The 17,387-nt window shown below is 67.4% G+C and carries 14 protein-coding genes and 1 tRNA gene; 3 read left to right on the forward strand and 12 right to left on the reverse strand.

Annotation, left to right across the window (positions count from 1 at the left end; translation table 11 throughout):
- Positions 1-24: 24 nt before the first annotated feature.
- The 5 genes from ABD115_RS12885 to ABD115_RS12905 all read right to left on the reverse strand — a co-directional run bounded on the left by ABD115_RS12885 (position 25) and on the right by ABD115_RS12905 (position 6,711).
- Positions 25-1,095, reverse strand: coding sequence for an ABC transporter substrate-binding protein (locus tag ABD115_RS12885; protein ID WP_343961489.1), 1,071 nt, complete (start codon positions 1,093-1,095; stop codon positions 25-27).
- 99 nt (positions 1,096-1,194) lie between these two features.
- Positions 1,195-2,358: an acyl-CoA dehydrogenase family protein gene (locus ABD115_RS12890; RefSeq protein WP_343961491.1), complete on the reverse strand. Its 1,164-nt coding sequence runs from the start codon at positions 2,356-2,358 to the stop codon at positions 1,195-1,197.
- Between the two features lie 82 nt (positions 2,359-2,440).
- A complete protein-coding gene (locus tag ABD115_RS12895; RefSeq protein ID WP_343961494.1) occupies positions 2,441-4,492 on the reverse strand; it encodes an acetate--CoA ligase family protein in 2,052 nt (683 codons plus the stop codon).
- 111 nt (positions 4,493-4,603) lie between these two features.
- Positions 4,604-5,200, reverse strand: coding sequence for a TetR/AcrR family transcriptional regulator (locus tag ABD115_RS12900; protein WP_343961496.1), 597 nt, complete (start codon positions 5,198-5,200; stop codon positions 4,604-4,606).
- Positions 5,201-5,313: 113 nt separating this feature from the next.
- Positions 5,314-6,711 (reverse strand): flavin monoamine oxidase family protein, encoded by a 1,398-nt coding sequence (locus ABD115_RS12905; RefSeq protein WP_343961498.1) that lies wholly within the window; start codon positions 6,709-6,711, stop codon positions 5,314-5,316.
- Between the two features lie 122 nt (positions 6,712-6,833).
- Here ABD115_RS12905 and ABD115_RS12910 point away from each other — a divergent pair, with 122 nt between their 5' ends.
- Together ABD115_RS12910 and ABD115_RS12915 are read left to right on the forward strand one after the other, a co-directional pair.
- On the forward strand, positions 6,834-6,995 hold the full coding sequence (locus tag ABD115_RS12910; protein ID WP_343961499.1) for a hypothetical protein: 162 nt from the start codon (positions 6,834-6,836) through the stop codon (positions 6,993-6,995).
- Positions 6,995-8,473 carry a cytosine permease gene (locus ABD115_RS12915; RefSeq protein WP_343961501.1) on the forward strand — a complete coding sequence of 493 codons (1,479 nt, stop codon included), beginning with the start codon at positions 6,995-6,997 and terminating at the stop codon, positions 8,471-8,473. Before ABD115_RS12910 ends, ABD115_RS12915 begins: the two co-directional genes overlap by 1 nt.
- A 56-nt stretch (positions 8,474-8,529) precedes the next feature.
- On the opposite strand, the gene ABD115_RS12920 is transcribed toward ABD115_RS12915, so the two are convergent.
- The 5 genes from ABD115_RS12920 to ABD115_RS12940 form a co-directional block, all read right to left on the reverse strand.
- Positions 8,530-8,602, reverse strand: a tRNA-Glu gene (locus ABD115_RS12920).
- A 121-nt stretch (positions 8,603-8,723) separates the two neighbouring features.
- Positions 8,724-9,134, reverse strand: coding sequence for a hypothetical protein (locus ABD115_RS12925; protein WP_343961504.1), 411 nt, complete (start codon positions 9,132-9,134; stop codon positions 8,724-8,726).
- Between the two features lie 19 nt (positions 9,135-9,153).
- Complete coding sequence (locus ABD115_RS12930) at positions 9,154-10,278, reverse strand: AI-2E family transporter (protein ID WP_343961599.1); 1,125 nt, start codon at positions 10,276-10,278, stop codon at positions 9,154-9,156.
- Between the two features lie 142 nt (positions 10,279-10,420).
- On the reverse strand, positions 10,421-11,848 hold the full coding sequence (thrC, locus tag ABD115_RS12935) for a threonine synthase (RefSeq protein WP_343961506.1): 1,428 nt from the start codon (positions 11,846-11,848) through the stop codon (positions 10,421-10,423).
- Positions 11,849-11,996: 148 nt separating this feature from the next.
- Positions 11,997-13,529: a GuaB1 family IMP dehydrogenase-related protein gene (locus tag ABD115_RS12940; RefSeq protein ID WP_343961508.1), complete on the reverse strand. Its 1,533-nt coding sequence runs from the start codon at positions 13,527-13,529 to the stop codon at positions 11,997-11,999.
- A gap of 116 nt (positions 13,530-13,645) precedes the next feature.
- On the opposite strand from ABD115_RS12940, the gene mscL reads away from it, so the two are divergent.
- Positions 13,646-14,122, forward strand: a complete 477-nt coding sequence (mscL, locus tag ABD115_RS12945) for a large conductance mechanosensitive channel protein MscL (RefSeq protein ID WP_343961510.1) — start codon at positions 13,646-13,648, stop codon at positions 14,120-14,122.
- A 493-nt stretch (positions 14,123-14,615) separates the two neighbouring features.
- On the opposite strand, the gene ABD115_RS12950 is transcribed toward mscL, so the two are convergent.
- Entirely contained in the window at positions 14,616-16,016 is a 1,401-nt protein-coding gene (locus ABD115_RS12950; protein ID WP_343961512.1) for a dipeptidase, read from the reverse strand.
- Between the two features lie 582 nt (positions 16,017-16,598).
- Positions 16,599-17,375, reverse strand: coding sequence for a glycerophosphodiester phosphodiesterase family protein (locus ABD115_RS12955; RefSeq protein WP_343961514.1), 777 nt, complete (start codon positions 17,373-17,375; stop codon positions 16,599-16,601).
- Positions 17,376-17,387: the final 12 nt, after the last annotated feature.

The raw sequence follows: 17,387 nt of genomic DNA on the forward strand, positions 1-17,387 counted from the left end.
TGAAGCCCGTCGGCGGGCAGGGAGCTACTGAGCCATCCAGACGTTGAAACGCTCCGTGACCGGGCCGTACTGCTCCGCCCAGTAGCTGTAGTCGATCGTGGCGACCGACTGGGAGTTCACGGCCTCGCTCCCGGCGAGCTCCTGCTGAATCTCTTGCGGAATGAACTCGAGCGCCTTCGGGGAGGCGGTGCCATAGCCGGTTTCTTCGGCCTGCTTTGCCTGCGCCTCGGGGTGCGACAGGAACCACACCATCCACTCCTGCGCCAGCTGCTCGTTCGCGTAGCCGCTCGGAATGACGACGTGGTCGTAGGTGATGAGGTTCTCACCAAACTCATTCGCGACCGGCTGGCCGTCTGCGGCGGCCTGCGTGATGCGGCCGTTCCAGGCTTGCACGAGTGGGGCCTCGCCGCTCGCGACGAGCTGGGTCATTTGGTCGCCCGTGTCGTACCAGACGATGTCGCTCTTGATGGTGTCGAGCTTCTTGAACGCGCGGTTGAGATCGAGCGGGTAGAGATCTGCCGGCGCGACGCCGTCGGCGAGCAGCGCGGCCTCGAAGATGCCGCCGGTCGCATACTTCCAGAAGCCACGCTTGCCCGGGAACTTCTCGGTGTCGAAGAACTCGGCCCAGGTCGTCGGGTGCGCCCCTGGGAACTTCTCGGTGTTGTACGCGATCGTGAACGAGTACTGCAGAATCGGAATGGCGCAGTCGTTCACGAACTCCGGGTTCACCTCGGCCGCTGCGATCGCCTGCTTCACCTCGTCGTTGAGCTTCGCGAGCGTTCCGGCCTCGCAGGCCGTCTCGGTGAAATTGGGCTCGGCCTCAACCACGCCCCAGGCGACTTTGCCTGCCTGCACCATCGCGTCGAGCTTGGCGTAGTCGGTTGGCGAGTCCTGCTGAATCGTCACGCCGTTCTCCTCCGCCCACGGCTGGAACACCGTCGCGACGTGGCCCTCCTGTGCAGCGCCGCCCCACATGGTGACGGTGAGACTCTTCGCGTCTGCGGCAGCTCCGCCGCCGCCCGCGCAGCCGCTGAGCAGCATTCCGGCGGCTGCGACCGCCGCAACCGCGGCGAGAGTTCTCTTTCGATCGTGCATCTGGCGTCCTCCTTGACGTCACATTAACTGAGTCGTCAGTTAACAGAATGATTGTTGCATTTCGGCGCGGCCCTGGCAATACGCGGGCGGTGCGCCCGACTACATGTTGCGTGAGATCACCAGGCGCATGATGTCTGAGGTGCCCTCCTCGATTTCTTCGAGCTTCGCGTCGCGCATCCACTGCTCGACAGGAAACTCGCGCGAGTAGCCCCACCCGCCGAGGGTCTGCACAGCGGCCCACGTGCAGAACGCGGCCGTTTCAGACGCCTGGAGCTTTGCCATCGCCGCCTCGCGCACGATCGGCTTGCCCTGGTCGAACATCGTCGCGGCGCGAAGCGTCTGCAACCAGGCGGCATCGATGCGGGTGGCCATGTCGGCCAGGCGGAAGGCAACGGCCTGGTGCTCGATAATCGGCTTGCCGAACTGCACCCGCTCCCGCGCGTAGTTCAGGGCGTACTCGTACGCAGCACGCGCGACGCCGGTGGCCGCCGCGGCCAGCACAATGCGCGATGCGTCGAACGTCTTCATCAGGCCGAAGAAGCCCTGACCCTCGTCGCCCAGGCGGTCTGACTCCGGCACGAACACGTCGTCGAAGAACAACTCGCGGCAGGTGATGGCCCGCTGGCCCATCTTCTTCATTGGCTCCCCCATAGTGAAGCCAGCAGCATCCTTGCGAATCAGAAAGGCGCTGACACCCTTCGACCGCTCGCTGGGGTCGGTCTTCGCGAACACCACGTACTGCTCGGCGTAACCGGCGTTCGAAATCCAGGCCTTCTGGCCGCGCAACAGGTAGCCGCCGTCGGTATTCACGGCCTGGGTCACAATCGAGGCGGCGTCAGACCCCGCGCCCGGCTCCGTCGTGGCGAGCGCGGTGAGCACCGGCTTGTCACCCGTGAGCGGGCGCAACCACTGCTCCTTCTGCTCCTGAGTTCCAAGCACGAGCATGGGGTCTGCGTAGAACCCGTTCGAGCAGAGGAAGTTGCCGATGCCGAGGTCTCCCCAGCACAACTGCTCTTGCACGAGGCACTGGGTGAAGAGGTCGGTGAAACCGCCGCCACCGAACTCCTCGGGAATCATGAAGTCGGTGATGCCGACCTTCGCCGCCTTCTCGAAGAGATCGAGCGGGGAGCCGGCGTCGGCCTCGTCGACCTGCTTTGCTCGCGGGCGAATCTCCTCTGCAGCGAACTCGCGACAGAGCTCAACAATCGCCTCTTGCTCATCGGTGAGCTGCCAGATCGAGCGGGTGCTTTCCATCAGGTTCATGTGTGTATTTCCTTTCGGGAGGGTTTCGAATCGGGCACGCGAGGGCTCGCGCAGCCCGGTGGCACTGCAAACTCGGTGGCCGTCACGGCCGCCCCTCGGCTATCACCGCGAGGCAGTCGACCGCGAGCGCGCCGTTGATGCCGACGCGCACCGGGTTGATTTCGATCTCGGTGACCCCCGGGCTCGCCGTGAGCACCGCCGACAGCCGCATGATGACGCCGACGAGCGCCTCGGTGTCGAGCGCGGCACGGCCACGCCAGGGCTCCAGCAGCGGGGCGCTGCGCAGCCGAGCGATCATGCCGAGCGCGGTCTCGCGACTCACGGGAGCCCGCTCGAGCGCAATGTCACCCCAGATCTCGGTGCCGGTGCCGCCCGCTCCGACCGAGACGATAGGCCCAAAGGCCGGGTCTCGCCTGGCCGAGACAATGTACTCGGCGAAATGCTCCCGCGTGTCTTGCACCTCGACCGTGAAATCGCCGTCGCCGATTCGGGCGTGCATCGCGCGAAACGCCGAGCGCGTCGCAGAGGGCCCCTGCAGCCCGAGCGTCACTCCCCCGGCCTCGGTTTTGTGCGCGAGCCATGCCGCCTTGAGCACTACCGTGCCCCCGAGCTCGGTGGCGGCCGCGGCGGCCTGTTCGGCGTCACGAACGATGCGGAAGTCAGGGAACGGGATGCCAGCTGCGGCGAGCTCCGAGCGAATCTCGGTCTGCGTGACCCCGCGCAACGCTGGGCCCTCAGCGGGCGCCACACCGTGGGCGTGGCCGAGCCTGCGGGCGGCAGAGAGCGCGAGCAGCGCGTCTTCGATGCGCCCGGTGACCGGCACCCCGGCGTCGCGCAGTCGCTGCGAGACCGCCGAGTCGGGGGCCATGGCGTGCACCACGACGGGCACCGCTGTGACCGCGGCGAGCCGGTCGGCCACCGCGCTCTCCGCGGCAACAAGTGCGGGCATGTCGTGACCGTAGCTACAGAAGTATCCAGACAGCACAATGGCATCGACCTCACCGCTGTCGGCGAGCAGCCCCGGGAGTTGGGCGTAGACGTCGAGGCTCGCCTCGCCAGACCCTGCGAGGTCGATGGGGTTGCGGCTCGACGCAGCGGCCGAGAGCAACGCATCGAGGCGAGCCCGCAGCGCCGAGCTCAACTCGGGCAGCTCGATGCCGAGGCCGGCCGCCACGTCAGCTGCGATGCCGCCCTGCCCGCCGCTGTCACTAATGACCGCGACACGCGGCCCCGCTGGCGCATTGCGCCGGTGCAGGTACGAGGCGATCTGCACGAGCTCGGCCGGCGTGCGCACCCGCAGCGCGCCTGCGGCGCGGCAGGCCGCATCCACAAGATCCATCGACGAGGTCATCGCGCCGGTGTGCGACTGCGCAAGCTCGCGGCTCGCGTCGCTCGCCCCCGTTGTCAGCAGAATCACTCCGATGCCCGCGGCGGTAGCCTCGGCGATCGCGGCAAAGAGGTTGCTCGCGTCTGAGAAATCCTCGACGTACAGGCCGATGGTGCGGGTGGGGGCGTCACCAATAATTGATCGCACGACCTCGGCCGCGCCCATGTCGGTCTGGTTGCCAAGCGACACGAAGCGCGAGACCCCAACGCCGGCGCGCGCGCCGATCGCCGCGATCTCGCTGCCCAATTGACCACTCTGCGAGACGATCGCGAGGCTGCCTGGGCGCATGCTGCCCCACATGAGCTGCAGCTCACCCTCGGCCGAGTAGATGCCGAGGCTGTTCGGGCCGATCATGCGCGCACCGTGCTCGCGAAGCAGGGCCGCGGTCTCGGCCTCCTCAGCCATCGCCGCGGCAACGACCACGAAGGCGCGCGAGCCAAGCCCGAGGGCCTCGCGAATCACGCCTGCAACGAGGTGGCCGGGCACGGCAATCGCCACGAGCTCTGGCACCTCGGGGAGGTCGCCGAGGCTGCGGTAGCTTGGCACGCCGAGCACCTCAGCACCCCCGCGGTTCACGAAGTAGACGGGGCGCCGGTGGGCGCCCGATTGGGCCCCCTTCGCAAGCCAGTGGCCCCACTTGGCCGGGTCGCCGGAGGCCCCAACCACCGCAACCGAACCCGGGTTGCCAAACGCCGTCGTGACCGCGCCGTCGTCGAGGCGGGCAGAAGAAGCAGAAACCAACATCATCGTCCTTGATCCGTGGTGAACTCGGCCAGCAGTTCTTAACTGGCTATTCAATCAATTTAGCGGAGACGCAAAAGCGAAGTCAAGCAATCTCCCCGGTTTTGCCCGCGGGCCTTAGTCGAGCGTCAGGTGATTGCCGACGAACTCGGCACACAGCTCCCGCATCGCCTCAGCCGTGATTACCGTCGAGCCGAGCAGTGCCTGCACGGCGAGGCCATCAATCATCGCGATGAGCTGATTCACCTTCGACGTGAGCCCCTCGGCGACAAACACACCCTGATCCACTCCCTCGTCGATCACATCACGAATCAGGCGACGCCACTCCCCGTAGGCGGTCTCATTGAGGCGGCGCAGTTGCTCGTCTTGCAGGGCGCCCACCCAGAGCTCGAGCCAGACGTGCCACGACTCCCGCGTTGCCTCGTCAACCGGAACGTACGACTCGAGCAGCCTGCGGAGCTTCTTATCGGCGGGCAGTTCCTCGGCGAGCAGCGCAGAGCGCCGCTCGAACGACGAGGAGAAGTTGTCTTCGAAGGTCTCTCGAATGAGCTCGTCTTTGCTCTCGAAGTAGTAGTGCACGATGCCTGGCGAGACACCAGCCTCGCGAGCCACATCTGCGACCCGCAGCATCGCGACGCCACGCTGCACCATCACCCTGCGTGTGGCGGCCATAATCTGAGCCCGCCGCTCGTCTTCAACGCTCGGCCGCACCATGTGACCCACCTCTCAAAGCGCCGGATGCGCTCAATTGTCTCCATCGTAGCCCGCGCGCGTCGGGCAGGCCCGCCGCCGCGACGCCCCGCATGCAGTTCTCACCACAGCTCATCTCACTGCTCCCCCACGGCCCCTCGCACCTCTCGAGCAGCCCGGCGGCCCGAGGCGATGGCGCCATCGATATAGCCGTTCCACACGCTCGCCGTCTCGGTTCCCGCCCAGTGCAGCCGACCAACCGGTTCGCGCCAGCCGGCGGGCCCGTGCTCGACCCACGTGCCCGGCGTGGGGTTGGCGGCGTAGGCGCCCTCGATGAACGGCTCCTCAGCCCAGTCTTTCTCGGCGTATCTGAGCGGCTCCGCCGCTTCGCTTCCGAACAGCTCGACGAGGGTATCGATCACCTCCTGCCGCCTGCCGTCTTTTCCCCGACCGCGCCACACGCGAAGGCGCTCGGCGTACACGAAGCACACGAGCACGCCAGCCGAGAGATCGTGCGGGGAGTTGTCGAACACGAACCCGAGCGACGAATCGCCGTACAGCGTCGCCTCACCACTCAGCCCGCGTTCGCGCCAGAACGGGCGGCCATACGAGACGTGGATCTTCACGACGTCTCCCATCGGGCTCTGTGCGAGCCAACGCCGCCGCGACAGGGGCAACTGCGGCTCGTATGCGATGCGGCGCCCGGCAGAAGGCGGCACGGCAACGATGACACGCTCGGCCCGAACCTGGCCCCGGTCGGTAACCACCGTCACACCGCCGCCCGACTCCTCGACGCTCCGCACCGCGGCGTGAAGCACGACGCGGTTGCCCAGTCGCTCGGCGACCCGCTGCGCGGCCTCCTGCGCGCCCGCGACGAAGCGCGTCTCCTGCGCGCAGCCCTCCGCTTCCATCAGCTGATCGAGGTTTCCGGCCGAGCCGATATAGAACAGAAAGTGCAGCATCGAAATGTCGCGTGGCTCCACCGTCCACACGCTCTGCACGGCGAGCGCCATGCGCAGCCGCGCGCCAGGGTGCGCGACCGTGCGCTCGAGGTACGACTGCACCGTCTCACCGTCGAGTTCAACGGCGGCTGGCGAGGCCCACGGGCGCTCGAGATCGATCGTCTGCGCAAGCCGATCCACCTCTGCCATCGCGGTCAGGTACTCGCCCATGCCTGGCCCGCCCTCGGGGCCGGCGATCTTGAAGTGCCGCTGCGAACCGTCGACCCAGCGCTCGATGTTGACCCCCTCGAGGTACGTCGGAAACGTCTCGATACCGAAGCGCTCGGCGAGGCCGAGAAACTCTCGCTGCGTCGGCCCGACCCACTGGCCACCGTGATCGATGACCACGCCCCCACTGTCGCGCTCCGAGAGCGTGCGACCTCCGACGCGGCCGCTCGCTTCGAGCACCACCACGTCGATTCCCGCGTCGTCAAGCTCAAGCGCGGCGGCGAGCCCGGCGTACCCGGCCCCGACAACGACCACGGCGGCCTCGCGCGGAAGCGCACGGTTTTGCTCTGACCTCTTCGTCTCCATTCGGCAAGTGTAGGGGTAAATTGACTAGCTGGCCAGTTTTGTGTCGGGGGCTTGACAGGCGATACCGCAAGATCCAGGGTTGTAACTTAACTGGTTCATCAATCAGAAACATCGAGGTCAGTGTGGACAACGAATTTGAAGCAGAGCTGCAGCGGCGTCTCGCCCGCATGGAGTCACCCGGCTGCGGCGGCATGGTGCAAACCAACCTCCCGTGGAAAGACTTCGCGATCGCCGTCGGAGCCCTCGCCGTTGGCTCCGGGCTGCTGCTCTGGTGGGCCGCCTAGTGGTCGATTACATACGCACCGAGACCATCAGCGCCGTGCGGGTGCCAGAGGACGCAACGCTGAACGAGCTCCCGCTGCTCCCCAAGGAGCGCCTGTGGGGTTTTTGGGACTACTCCGTTGTCAATATCGGCCTCGCGATCGCCACGTGGGCTTTCCTCCAGGGAGCGACCGTCGCCTACTACGTTGGCGCGGTGCAGGCGATCGCCAGCATCGTTATCGGTTACGGTATCTCGGTGCTGCTCGTCGCGCTCTCCCCCGTGCTGGCGTCGGCGAAATACGGCGTCGAGCAGTTCGTTATGCTGCGAAGCATCTTCGGGCACGCGGGCGCCCGCCTCGTCATGATCATCACCTCGACAATCTTTGCGGCGGCCTGGTCTGCAATCCTCGCGATCATGCTCGGGCACGGCGTTGTCAACATCATCAACACGCTGTTCGGCGTGAGTGTCAGCAAGACCGGCGCGGCCGTCAGCGTGCTCGGCCTCATCGCCATCATCGCTTCGTGGGCAATACTCGCGCGCGGCCCCGTGTCGGTGGAGCGCGTCAGCCAGATCGTCGCCCCCGCACTCGTCATCATTCTGGTGGTGATCGTGGTGATCATCTTCACGCGCGTGTCGTGGGAGGAGCTCACGGCGATCCCCCCGCTTGACCCCGAAGAGAACCCGCACGTCAGTTTCATGGTTGCAATCGAGCTCGGCATCGCCGGTGGGTTCGCCTGGTGGCCGAACATGGGCAACCTCGCGCGGCTCACGCGGAGCGCTCGCATCGCGTTCTGGCCGAACTGGATCGGCATCTTTGGAGCATCGGTGTTCGCCGCGATCGTCGGCACGTTCGCGGCCCTGCTGCTGAAGATCACCGAGCCAACGGACTGGCTCGTTCCGCTCACCGGCGCGGTATTTGGCACCATCGCGCTCATCGCGATCGCTTTCGCGAACGTCACCGCGATTCTCTCGCAGGGCTACGGTTCGATGCTCGCCCTGCGCAGTGGCGGCGGCAACCTGTTTCGCCGCATGGCCTGGCCGCTCATGGGCGTGATTATTCTCGGGCCAGCCGGCATTCTCGTGTTCTTCCCCGAGGCCGTCTACGAGAACTACGGTCGCTTTCTCTCGTGGGGCGCGATTCTCGTCGCGCCGCTCGTCGGCATCGGCATCGTCGACTACTTCATTCTGCGCCGCACAAGGGTGCCGGTGCGGGAGCTCTACAAGCCAGTTGCGACCTCGGCCGTCGGCTACTGGCGAGGCTGGAACCCGTGCGCGTTCGCTGCGCTTGCAGCCGGCGCCATCACGTACACGCTGCTCCTCCACCCGATCAGCTACGAGCCGTCGCCCTGGTTCCTCTACACAACCGCGTCGATCCCCTCGTGCCTCGTCGGCGGCCTCGTGTACTGGGTGCTCACGACGAGCGTCACGCAGCCGCTCGGGCTCGGCGGCTACGCGCTCGAGACACCGGTGTCGACAGGCATCATCAACGCACCGCGGTGACCGCCAGCACACCCAAACAAAGAAAACCCCCGCCGAAGCGGGGGTTTTCTATCCGGTGACCCTAGCGGGATTCGAACCCGCGTTACCGCCGTGAGAGGGCGGCGTACTAGGCCGCTATACGATAGGGCCGGACGCTGTTGTCTCTGTCTGGCCTAGGCCGTCGTTGACAACTCATATATATTCCCACGTCACCACTCACCGCGCAAATCGAGGGCGAAAAACCGCAACTCCCGCGCGTGTTGCGCCCGCCCTATTTCTGAGAATGCGCGATTTTCCGCGCGAGTTCGCGCTTGCCGATGACGCGGTCAATGAAGAGCTTCCCGACCAACCAGCCGCCGAGCGCAGTGATCACCCACACGATCGCGGGCGCGAGCAGCCAGGCCTGCAGCCCCGTGATGACGATACCGCCGTGAAAGAGCGTCGCGATCCACAGCGCGAGCAGCGTTGCGATCAGCCCGACCCCGCCGGTGAGCGGCGTCGCGTAGCGCTGCGCGAGCTTCATCACGAGCGGGCTCAGGATCGCGTGGGCGAGCGTGAACACTCCCAGCGCGACGAAGAACCCGGCAAGGTGCAGCGTCACTCCTGGCAGCGCGAAGTGAATCACAATGAGCGCCACGGCGGCGAGCACAATCTGGGCGGCGATGTTGAGGAGAAAACGCATAGCGTCCTTTCGCGGTGCGCTACGCGCGGGTGTCACGGGGCCGGAAGGCCTTCGCGGGGAGGTTTGGCCCGTCCCAGACCTGAATGATGCCCCAGGCAACCGCCGCGATCGGCACCGCGAGAACGGCTCCGAGCACGCCGCTGAGCACGGTGCCGATCGTCAGGGCGAGCAAGATCACGAGCGAGTGCAGCTTCAGCGCACGGCCCATGAGCACGGGCTGCAAGAAGTTGCCCTCGAGCTGGTTCACGAGCACGACGACGCCGACGACGAGTACCGCAGAGATCGGCCCGTTGGCTACGAGCGCGACGAGCGCCGCGAGAATGCCGGCGACTGTCGCACCGACGATCGGAATGAAGGCGAGAATAAACACGAGCGCCCCGAGTGGCAGCGCCAGCGGAACCCCGAGAATCACGAGGCCGATGCCGATGCCGATCGCGTCAACTGCCGCGACGGCGGCCGTGCCGCGCACGTACGACCCGAGGGTCGACACCGTCTTGTCGCCTGCGCGCTCCGCGCGGGCAAGCGCCGAGCCGCGGAACGGCCGCAGCAGGAACTGCCAGATCTGGGGGCCGTCTTTCAAGAAGAAGAACAGCACGACGACCATGAGCACGAGCCCCGTCACGAAGCTCGTGATTGCGCTCACGCCCGCGAGTGCCCCGGAGCCGAACTGCGAGCTTGTCACGAAGTCGATGACGGTGTCTTGCCACTCAGAAATCTGCTCGGAGCTCGGGGCGAACGGTAGCGTCTGCACCCACTCGAGCACCTGCTCAAAGCCGCTCTGCGCCTGGGTCGACAGCTCGTCCCACTCGTCTTGCACCGCCCAGACGATGAGCCAGCCGACGCCGGTGAGCAGCAGCATGATGCCGAGCAGCACGAGCACGGTAGCGAGTGCCGACGGCACGCGGTGAGAACGAAGCCAGCGCATCACCGGCGCAAACGTGCTCGCGAGGATCAGGGCGAGCAGAATCGGAATGAACACTGTGCTGAGCGTGCGCAGCCCGACCACCACTGCCGCCGTGAGGGCGAGCACGATGATGACCTGCAGCGAACGCGTAGCGATCATGCCGAAGCCGTCGCCCCAGGCCCCGCCCGCCCTGCCGCGCGCAGCTGGCGAATCGGGGGGCGGGGCGCCGTCTCCCCCGATCGCAGCACTGTCGCTGCCGCCGGAGGACAAACGAATGCCGCTCCGTCGCTCCAATTCGACTATGCGTCTGGTAAGTACCTGCTCTGTGCGGCGTCCGAACACTGGAAACCCCTCCTAGCTGTGGCCCATGTGTGTCGGAAGTCTACGCCCGGAGCGCCCGCTTCGCGACGAATTCGCGCAGTGTCGCCTCATCGTCGGCCATCTCTGTCACGTGCTGCGGCAGCTCGAGCAGCCCGGCGAGGTGCGCGGGGAGCGCCAGCCGCTCCCCCGTTGCCTCGAAGACGATGTCGGGGAACTTCTCTGGCTTCGCCGTCTCGAGCACAAGCATCGGCACGCCGGGCTCGACGTGCTCGCGCGCAACCTTCACGCCGTCTGCAGTGTGCGGGTCGATCGTGACGCCGCTCTCGGCGTGCACGGAGCGAATCGTGGCAACACGGTCGGCGTGTGTGCTCGTGCCGCTCTGAATGCCGAACTCGCTGGTGAACCGCGGCAGCTCCTCGCTGAGGTCGAGCTTGCCGGTCTCGTCGAGCTCGCGCCACGCAGCGTTCAAGCGCTCGGGGTCGCGTCCGAGCAGGTCGAAGATGAAGCGCTCAAGGTTCGAGGCCTTCGAGATATCCATCGACGGGCTCGAGGTCGCGTGCGTCTCGGCCGCGGCGCGCGGCGCGTAGATGCCAGTGCGGAAGAAATCGTCGAGCACGTTATTCTCGTTCGCGGCGAGCACGAGGCGGCGGATCGGCGCGCCCATCTCACGCGCGAAGTGCCCGGCGAGAATATTGCCGAAGTTGCCCGAGGGCACCGTCACTGACACCTTGAAGGTCTGGCGGGCCTCTGCGTCGAGCGCATCGCTCGCGCGCAGCCACGCCCAGAAGTAGTACACGACCTGCGCCGAGATGCGGCCGAGGTTGATCGAGTTCACGGCACCAATGCTGTACTCGCGCTTGAACTCGAGGTCTCCCGCGATCGACTTCACGAGGTTTTGGCAGTCGTCGAACACCCCGTCGACGGCGATGTTGTGAATGTTTGCGTCGTCGAGCGAGTACATCTGCGCGCGCTGGAAGTCGCTCATGCGACCCTGCGGCGACAGCATGAAGACAGAGACGCCCTCCTTGCCGCGCAGCGCATACTCGGCGGCCGAGCCCGTGTCTCCCGACGTCGCGCCGACGATGTTGAGCGTGCGCCCGGTCTTGCGCAGCACGTACTCGAGCGACTGCCCGAGAAACTGCATCGCCATGTCCTTAAACGCAAGCGTCGGCCCCTCAGACAGCCCGACGAGCGAGATCTCCTCGCTGATCGGAGTGAGCGGCACGATGCCTGGCGAGAAGCTCTCTTCGCGGTAGGCGCGCTCGCACATTGCCGCGAGCTCTGGCCCGGGAATATCGGTCGCGAAGAAGCTGAGAATCTCGGTTGCGAGCTCCGCATAGCTCAGCGACCGCCACGATTCGATCCGCTCGCGCGTGATCTCGGGCATCGTTTCGGGCACCGCGAGGCCGCCGTCTGTCGCAAGCCCCTCGAGCAGCGTCGCGCTAAAGGGTGCGGGGGTCATCCCGCCGCGGGTCGAGATGTATTCCACCAAAGCTCCTAACCGTTGCAGCTTCACAGTCTAGTGAAGCCGGCATGCGAGCGGCGGCACGATGGGCCGGTCGCCGGTGTTTCACAGCTTCGCAGGCGGTGGCGGATCCGCGAGTCACGGATCCGCCACCGCGCGCTCGCGCACCGCGCTACCACGACACCGGCAGCGCCTTGCCCTCCTCGTACCCGGCCGCAGACTGCAACCCGACGCGCGCGTTCACGTGGAAATCGGTGAGCGTCGCGGCCCCCGCGTAGGTGAACGACGAGCGCACCCCAGAGGTGATCATGTCGACGAGGTCTTCGACGCTCGGCCGCTGCGGGTCGAGGTAGATCTTCGACGACGAAATGCCCTCGGCGAACAGCTCCTTGCGGGCGCGCTCAAACGCGTCGAGCCGCGAGAACCGGCCCTGCACCGCCTTCGTCGAGGCCATGCCCCACGACTCCTTGTACTGCCTGCCAGACGGGTCGGCGAGCAGCTCGCCGGGCGACTCTGCCGTGCCGGCGAACCACGAACCAATCATCACCGAGGCAGCGCCGGCCGCGAGCGCGAGCGCGACGTCGCGCGGGTAGCGCACTCCCCCGTCGGCCCAGACGTGCGCACCGAGCTCGCGGGCCGCCTGCGCCGTCTCGAGCACGGCAGAGAACTGCGGCCGGCCGACGGCGGTCATCATGCGCGTCGTGCACATCGCGCCGGGGCCGACGCCGACCTTCAGAATTGTCGCGCCGGCTTCCACGAGATCGCTCACCCCGTCTGCGGTGACGATGTTGCCGGCCACGACCGGCAGGCCGAGGCCGAGCGCCGAGATCTCGCGCAGCGCGCGAATCATGCCCTCCTGGTGCCCGTGCGCCGTGTCGACAACGAGCACGTCGGCGCCGGCCGCCGCGAGCGCACGGGCGCGTGACGCCGGGTCGCCGTTGATGCCGACGGCGACGGCGACGGCAAGTCGCCCGTCTGCATCGAGCGCCGGGCGGTAGATCGATGCGCGCAGCGCCGAGCGCCTGGACAACGTGCCACGCACCTCGCCGGCGCTCGCAATGATGACAGCCTCGCCGCCGCGCTCGCCGAGGAGTTCGTCGACGGCGTCGAACAGCGCGCGGGGGTCGTTCGCGGCCTCGCCGAGTTCTGCAAGGTCGAGCACGGGCACCCCGCCAGCGACCAGGTCGCCGAGCCGCGCGTCGCGCGGCAGCTCCGCGAGCCGGGTCGCCGCGAGCACGCCGAGCACGCGCGAGGCTGGGATCGCGAGCGTCGGGTCGGTTGTCGCGGTGGCGGCGGTATCGCCCGCGGATCCGCCAGCGGACGCGCCCTCGACCACCACAACGACCTGCCCCTCGGCCGCTGGCACCCGCGCGAGCGCGTCTGCCGCCGTCTGCTGGGGGCCGAGCACGATCGGGGTGTCGAACCCTACTGGCTGGCGCTTCACCCAGGCGATCGCGTCGGTGAGACCGGTCTCGCTCATGTCTTGCGGCAGCACGCCGATGCCGCCGCGGCGTGCGAGCACAGCGGCGAGGCGGGGGCCCGTCACCGAGTTCATGTTCGCCGACACGAGCGGAATCGTCGCTGGCGTGCCGTCGGTCGGGGCGAGATCGACGCCGAGCCTGCTGCCCACCGCAGATCTGCGGGGCACGAGGAAGACGTCAGAGTAGGTGAGATCGAGAGTGGGCTGGGCACCGATGAAGTCCATGGGCTCAGCGTACCGCCGCGACATGGGAACGAATAGGCTCGCGCAATCGCTGCTGAGGCAATACATTAGGTGCGAAACACACGCATTGGTTCACGGCCCACGCAAAGGGGAAGCAAATGTTCAAAGGGTTCAAGGAGTTCCTGCTCCGCGGCAACGTTATCGATCTTGCGGTAGCGGTTGTCATCGGCGCGGCGTTCAACGCCGTGGTTGAGAAAGTCGTGGCCTCGCTCATCAACCCGCTGATCGGGCTCGCATTCAAGGCAGATTCTCTCGACGACGCGCTGAAGCTCTCGCTGCCCAACGGCGACAGCGTGGCGTTCGGCGCCCTCATCGGCGCGCTCATCAACTTCATCATCGTCGCGGCGGTCGTCTACTTCGTCTTCGTGCTGCCGATGAACGAGCTGCGCAAGCGCACCACGAAGCCCGAGGAAGAGGCACCCGCCGAGGCGACCGAGCAGGAGCTGCTCGCCGAGATTCGCGACCTGCTCAAGGCGCAGCACGGGGCTTCGGCTGCGGCCCCGCTCGCCGCCCCGGCGGCTTCTGCCGATCCCGCTGGCCCCGCGGCTTCGGCTGGCCCGGCCCACGCCGGCTAAGCGGCCCTAGCCGCGCCGGCTAAGCGGCCCTCACCGCGCCGGCTAAGCGGCCCTCACCGCGCCGGCCAAGCGGCTCGCCAACCCTTGCGTTGCCTCCGAGCACACCCCCTTTTGCCGTGAGGCTAGGGGGTGTGCTCGGAGGCAAGTTCAGGGTTGAGAGGGGCGGAGGCGAGAGGGGCGGGTGGATCATGTGATCCACCCGCCCCTCTCTGCACGCAGCGGTGGCACGCCGGCCGACGGCCCCCGGCAGCTGCCTCAGCTGGCCCAGCCAATCGGCCAGCCAGACGCCCCAGCTGGCCCAGCCGGCGCAGCTGCCCCAGCCAACCACCAGCGCAGCTAAGCGCAGCCAACCCTTGCGTTGCTTCCGAGATCACTCTCTTGCTTCGCGAGGCTAGGGGGTGGTCTCGGAGGCAACTACAGGGTTCACGGGGTGGCACCGCCGGAGCGGCGCCAGAGCCGTGCCGGAGCCGTGCCCGGGCGCCGCCGAACCGCGCTACAGCCCGCGGTTCATGCGGGCGAGGAAGATCGCCTCGGCCGCAAGCGCCTTGCGGTACGAGCCAAGGTGCAGTGACTCGTTCGGCGAGTGCGCGCGACCGTCTGGGTCTTCGACGCCCGTGACGAGAATCTCGGCGCCGGGGAACTCCTCGACGAGCTCAGCGATGAACGGGATCGACCCACCGGCCCCCATGTCAACAGGGGCGCGGTTGAAGCCCTGCTCCATCGCGGCACGCATATGCGCGACCGCGGGGCCCGAGGTGTCGACGCTGAACGACTGGCCGAGGCCCGGGTCTTCGAACGTGAGCTTCGCCCCGTACGGCGCGTTGGCAGCAAGGTGCCCGGTGAGCGCGTCGTAGTACTCCTGCGGGTCTTGCCCCGGAGCCACGCGCGCCGAGATGCGCACCGTCACGCTCGGGATGAGCGTGTTCGACGCGTTCGCGATGTCGGGCGCGTCGATGCCGGTCACCGTGATAGCTGGCTGCGCCCAGATGCGCGAGAGGATCTCGCCGCGCCCGATGGCCGACACCCCGTCGAGCAGGCCCGACTCCTCGCGCAGCCGCGCCTCATCGTATTCGGGGGTTGCGAGGTCGGCGCTCTTCAGGCCCTCGACTGCGACCGCTCCGTCTTCGTCCCACAGGGTTGCGAGCAGCTTCACCGCGGCGAGCATCGCGTCGGGAATCGCGCCGCCAAACATGCCGGAGTGCGTGGCGTGCGCCATGGTCTCGATCTTCACGTTGAAGGCCACAGCGCCGCGCAGCGCGACCGTGAGGCCAGGTGTGTCGACATCCCAGTTACCCGAGTCGGCGACGATAATCGCGTCGGCCTCGAGCTCATCGCGGTTGTCGCGCAGGAAGTTGCCGAACGACTGCGAGGCCCACTCCTCCTCGCCCTCGATGAACACGGCGATGCCGAGGTCAAAGTCGGGCCCCTCGGTGGCCGCGAGCGCCCGAATCGCCGTGACGTGGGCCATGACGCCGGCCTTGTCGTCTGCGGCGCCGCGGGCGTAGAGCCTGCCATCGCGCTCTGTCGGCTCGAACGGCGGGGTCTCCCACTCCTCGTCCTTTCCCGGAGGCTGCACGTCGTGGTGAGCGTAGAGCAGCACCGTCGGGGCACCGTTCTTCGGGGCGCGCCTGGCGATCACGGCGGGGTGGCCGAGCTCGGGGTCAGCCTCGTGCTCTTGGCCCTCGATGGGCGCGCGGCGCACGTCGACAAAATCGAACACCCCGGTGGAGCGCATGAGCTCGGCAACCTTGTTGGCGCTCGCCTGCACGTGCGTCGGGTCGAACGCCGGCCACGACACCGACGGGATGCGCACGAGCTCGCAGAGCTCATCGATGGTGGTGTCAAAGACTTCTGAAATGTGCTGCGTGATCGCTGGCTCGAGCGCTTCGCTCATGTGGGCTCCTTCGTCGGCTGATGCTGGCCTGGTCGGCCGGTGCTGCGGGTCGCAGCGGCGCTCGTGGCACCGCACCTACCTGCATGTTAAGCCTAGCGAGCACGTCATCTGATTGGATGGGTTCGCCGGGTAACCTACCCGCCGTATGTTTCACCCCACGACCAAAGGAACCCCCATGTGCGCACGCGTCACCTGCCAGAACTGTTCGAAGCCCACTTGGGAGGGCTGCGGCGAGCACATCGAGACCGCGCTCGAGGGCGTTGCGGTCGCCGACCGTTGCGCCTGCGCCCGGTAGTCGCACCGGCCACCGGCCACCGCGCACCGCGCACCGCGCACCGGCAACTCCATGTCAGTTTGCCCCATAAATTCGGCCATTTCGGTCGATTTCGTGGGGCAAACTGACGTCGATTTGCGGCCGCGGCGACGAGGGCGAGCCTGGCCGCGCCGGCAAGTCACTGCGGTAACACTGAGATCTTCGTAGGATCGGGCCGGCGGGCCGCGGTGGGGCCTATCCCGTGCAGATCCACTGGGTTTCGGCAGCACATGGCCCCAGCTCCCAGCGCGGCGAGCGCCCCGCGGCAGCTACGAGCGCAGCGCCTCCACCGCGAGGTCGGTGCGGTCGGTGATGATGCCATCGATGCCCCGCGCGGCGAGCTCGCGCATGCGGTGCGGGTCGTTCACCGTCCACATGTGCACCTCGACGCCTCGGGCGTGCGCCTCACCCAGCAGCCGCTCGGTGAGCACGGGAACCGGCCCCTGTCGCTCGGGAATCTGCAGCGCATCGATGCCCGCCAGGGCGCGATCTATGAGCCTCCGAGAGCGAGTCGCCACGGCCGCGAGCACCCGAACGATCGCTGCCTGACCGGCACCCGTCGCAGGCCGCCCTCCAGCCGCGTGGGCCGCTGCCACCGCTTCGAGCCGAGCGCGGTCAGAGAAGCTCCCGATGAGCACGCGACTGGGGGCCTGGGCGCCAATGATGCTCCCGGCGGGAAAGGCTACCTCGGCAGACTTCACATCGATGTTGAATCGGGTATCGGGGAATTCGGCGAGCGCGCCGGCGAGCGTGAGCAACCCCCCGCGGCCTGCCATGAGCCGGTCGAGCTCCCCGCGGGTGACCGCGGATACCCGACGCGGGTCGCCGAGCGTTCGCGCGAGTGTCGAGTCGTGAAACAGCACGACCTCTCCGTCTGCGGTGAGGTGGCAGTCGGTCTCGACATACTCAGCACCTTCGGCAACCGCTGCGGCGATCGCCTCCCGCGAGTTCTCGAGCACCCCCGCCGCGGCACGATCGACAGCGACGAAGCCGCGGTGCCCGAAGATGCGCGGCATCGGCCCAGGGGCAAAGAATGGGTGCTGCATGCGCTCAGCCTA

The organism is Leucobacter albus (genome assembly GCF_039528015.1).
Lineage (GTDB): Bacteria > Actinomycetota > Actinomycetes > Actinomycetales > Microbacteriaceae > Leucobacter > Leucobacter albus.

Bases quoted from the DNA above. Each gene is read 5' to 3' on its own strand.
- ABD115_RS12885 (WP_343961489.1), bottom strand. From the start codon at position 1,095: ATGCACGATCGAAAGAGAACTCTCGCCGCGGTTGCGGCGGTCGCAGCC.
- ABD115_RS12890 (WP_343961491.1), bottom strand. From the start codon at position 2,358: ATGAACCTGATGGAAAGCACCCGCTCGATCTGGCAGCTCACCGATGAG.
- ABD115_RS12895 (WP_343961494.1), bottom strand. From the start codon at position 4,492: ATGATGTTGGTTTCTGCTTCTTCTGCCCGCCTCGACGACGGCGCGGTC.
- ABD115_RS12900 (WP_343961496.1), bottom strand. From the start codon at position 5,200: ATGGTGCGGCCGAGCGTTGAAGACGAGCGGCGGGCTCAGATTATGGCC.
- ABD115_RS12905 (WP_343961498.1), bottom strand. From the start codon at position 6,711: ATGGAGACGAAGAGGTCAGAGCAAAACCGTGCGCTTCCGCGCGAGGCC.
- ABD115_RS12925 (WP_343961504.1), bottom strand. From the start codon at position 9,134: ATGCGTTTTCTCCTCAACATCGCCGCCCAGATTGTGCTCGCCGCCGTG.
- ABD115_RS12940 (WP_343961508.1), bottom strand. From the start codon at position 13,529: ATGGACTTCATCGGTGCCCAGCCCACTCTCGATCTCACCTACTCTGAC.
- mscL (WP_343961510.1), top strand. From the start codon at position 13,646: ATGTTCAAAGGGTTCAAGGAGTTCCTGCTCCGCGGCAACGTTATCGAT.
- ABD115_RS12950 (WP_343961512.1), bottom strand. From the start codon at position 16,016: ATGAGCGAAGCGCTCGAGCCAGCGATCACGCAGCACATTTCAGAAGTC.
- ABD115_RS12955 (WP_343961514.1), bottom strand. From the start codon at position 17,375: ATGCAGCACCCATTCTTTGCCCCTGGGCCGATGCCGCGCATCTTCGGG.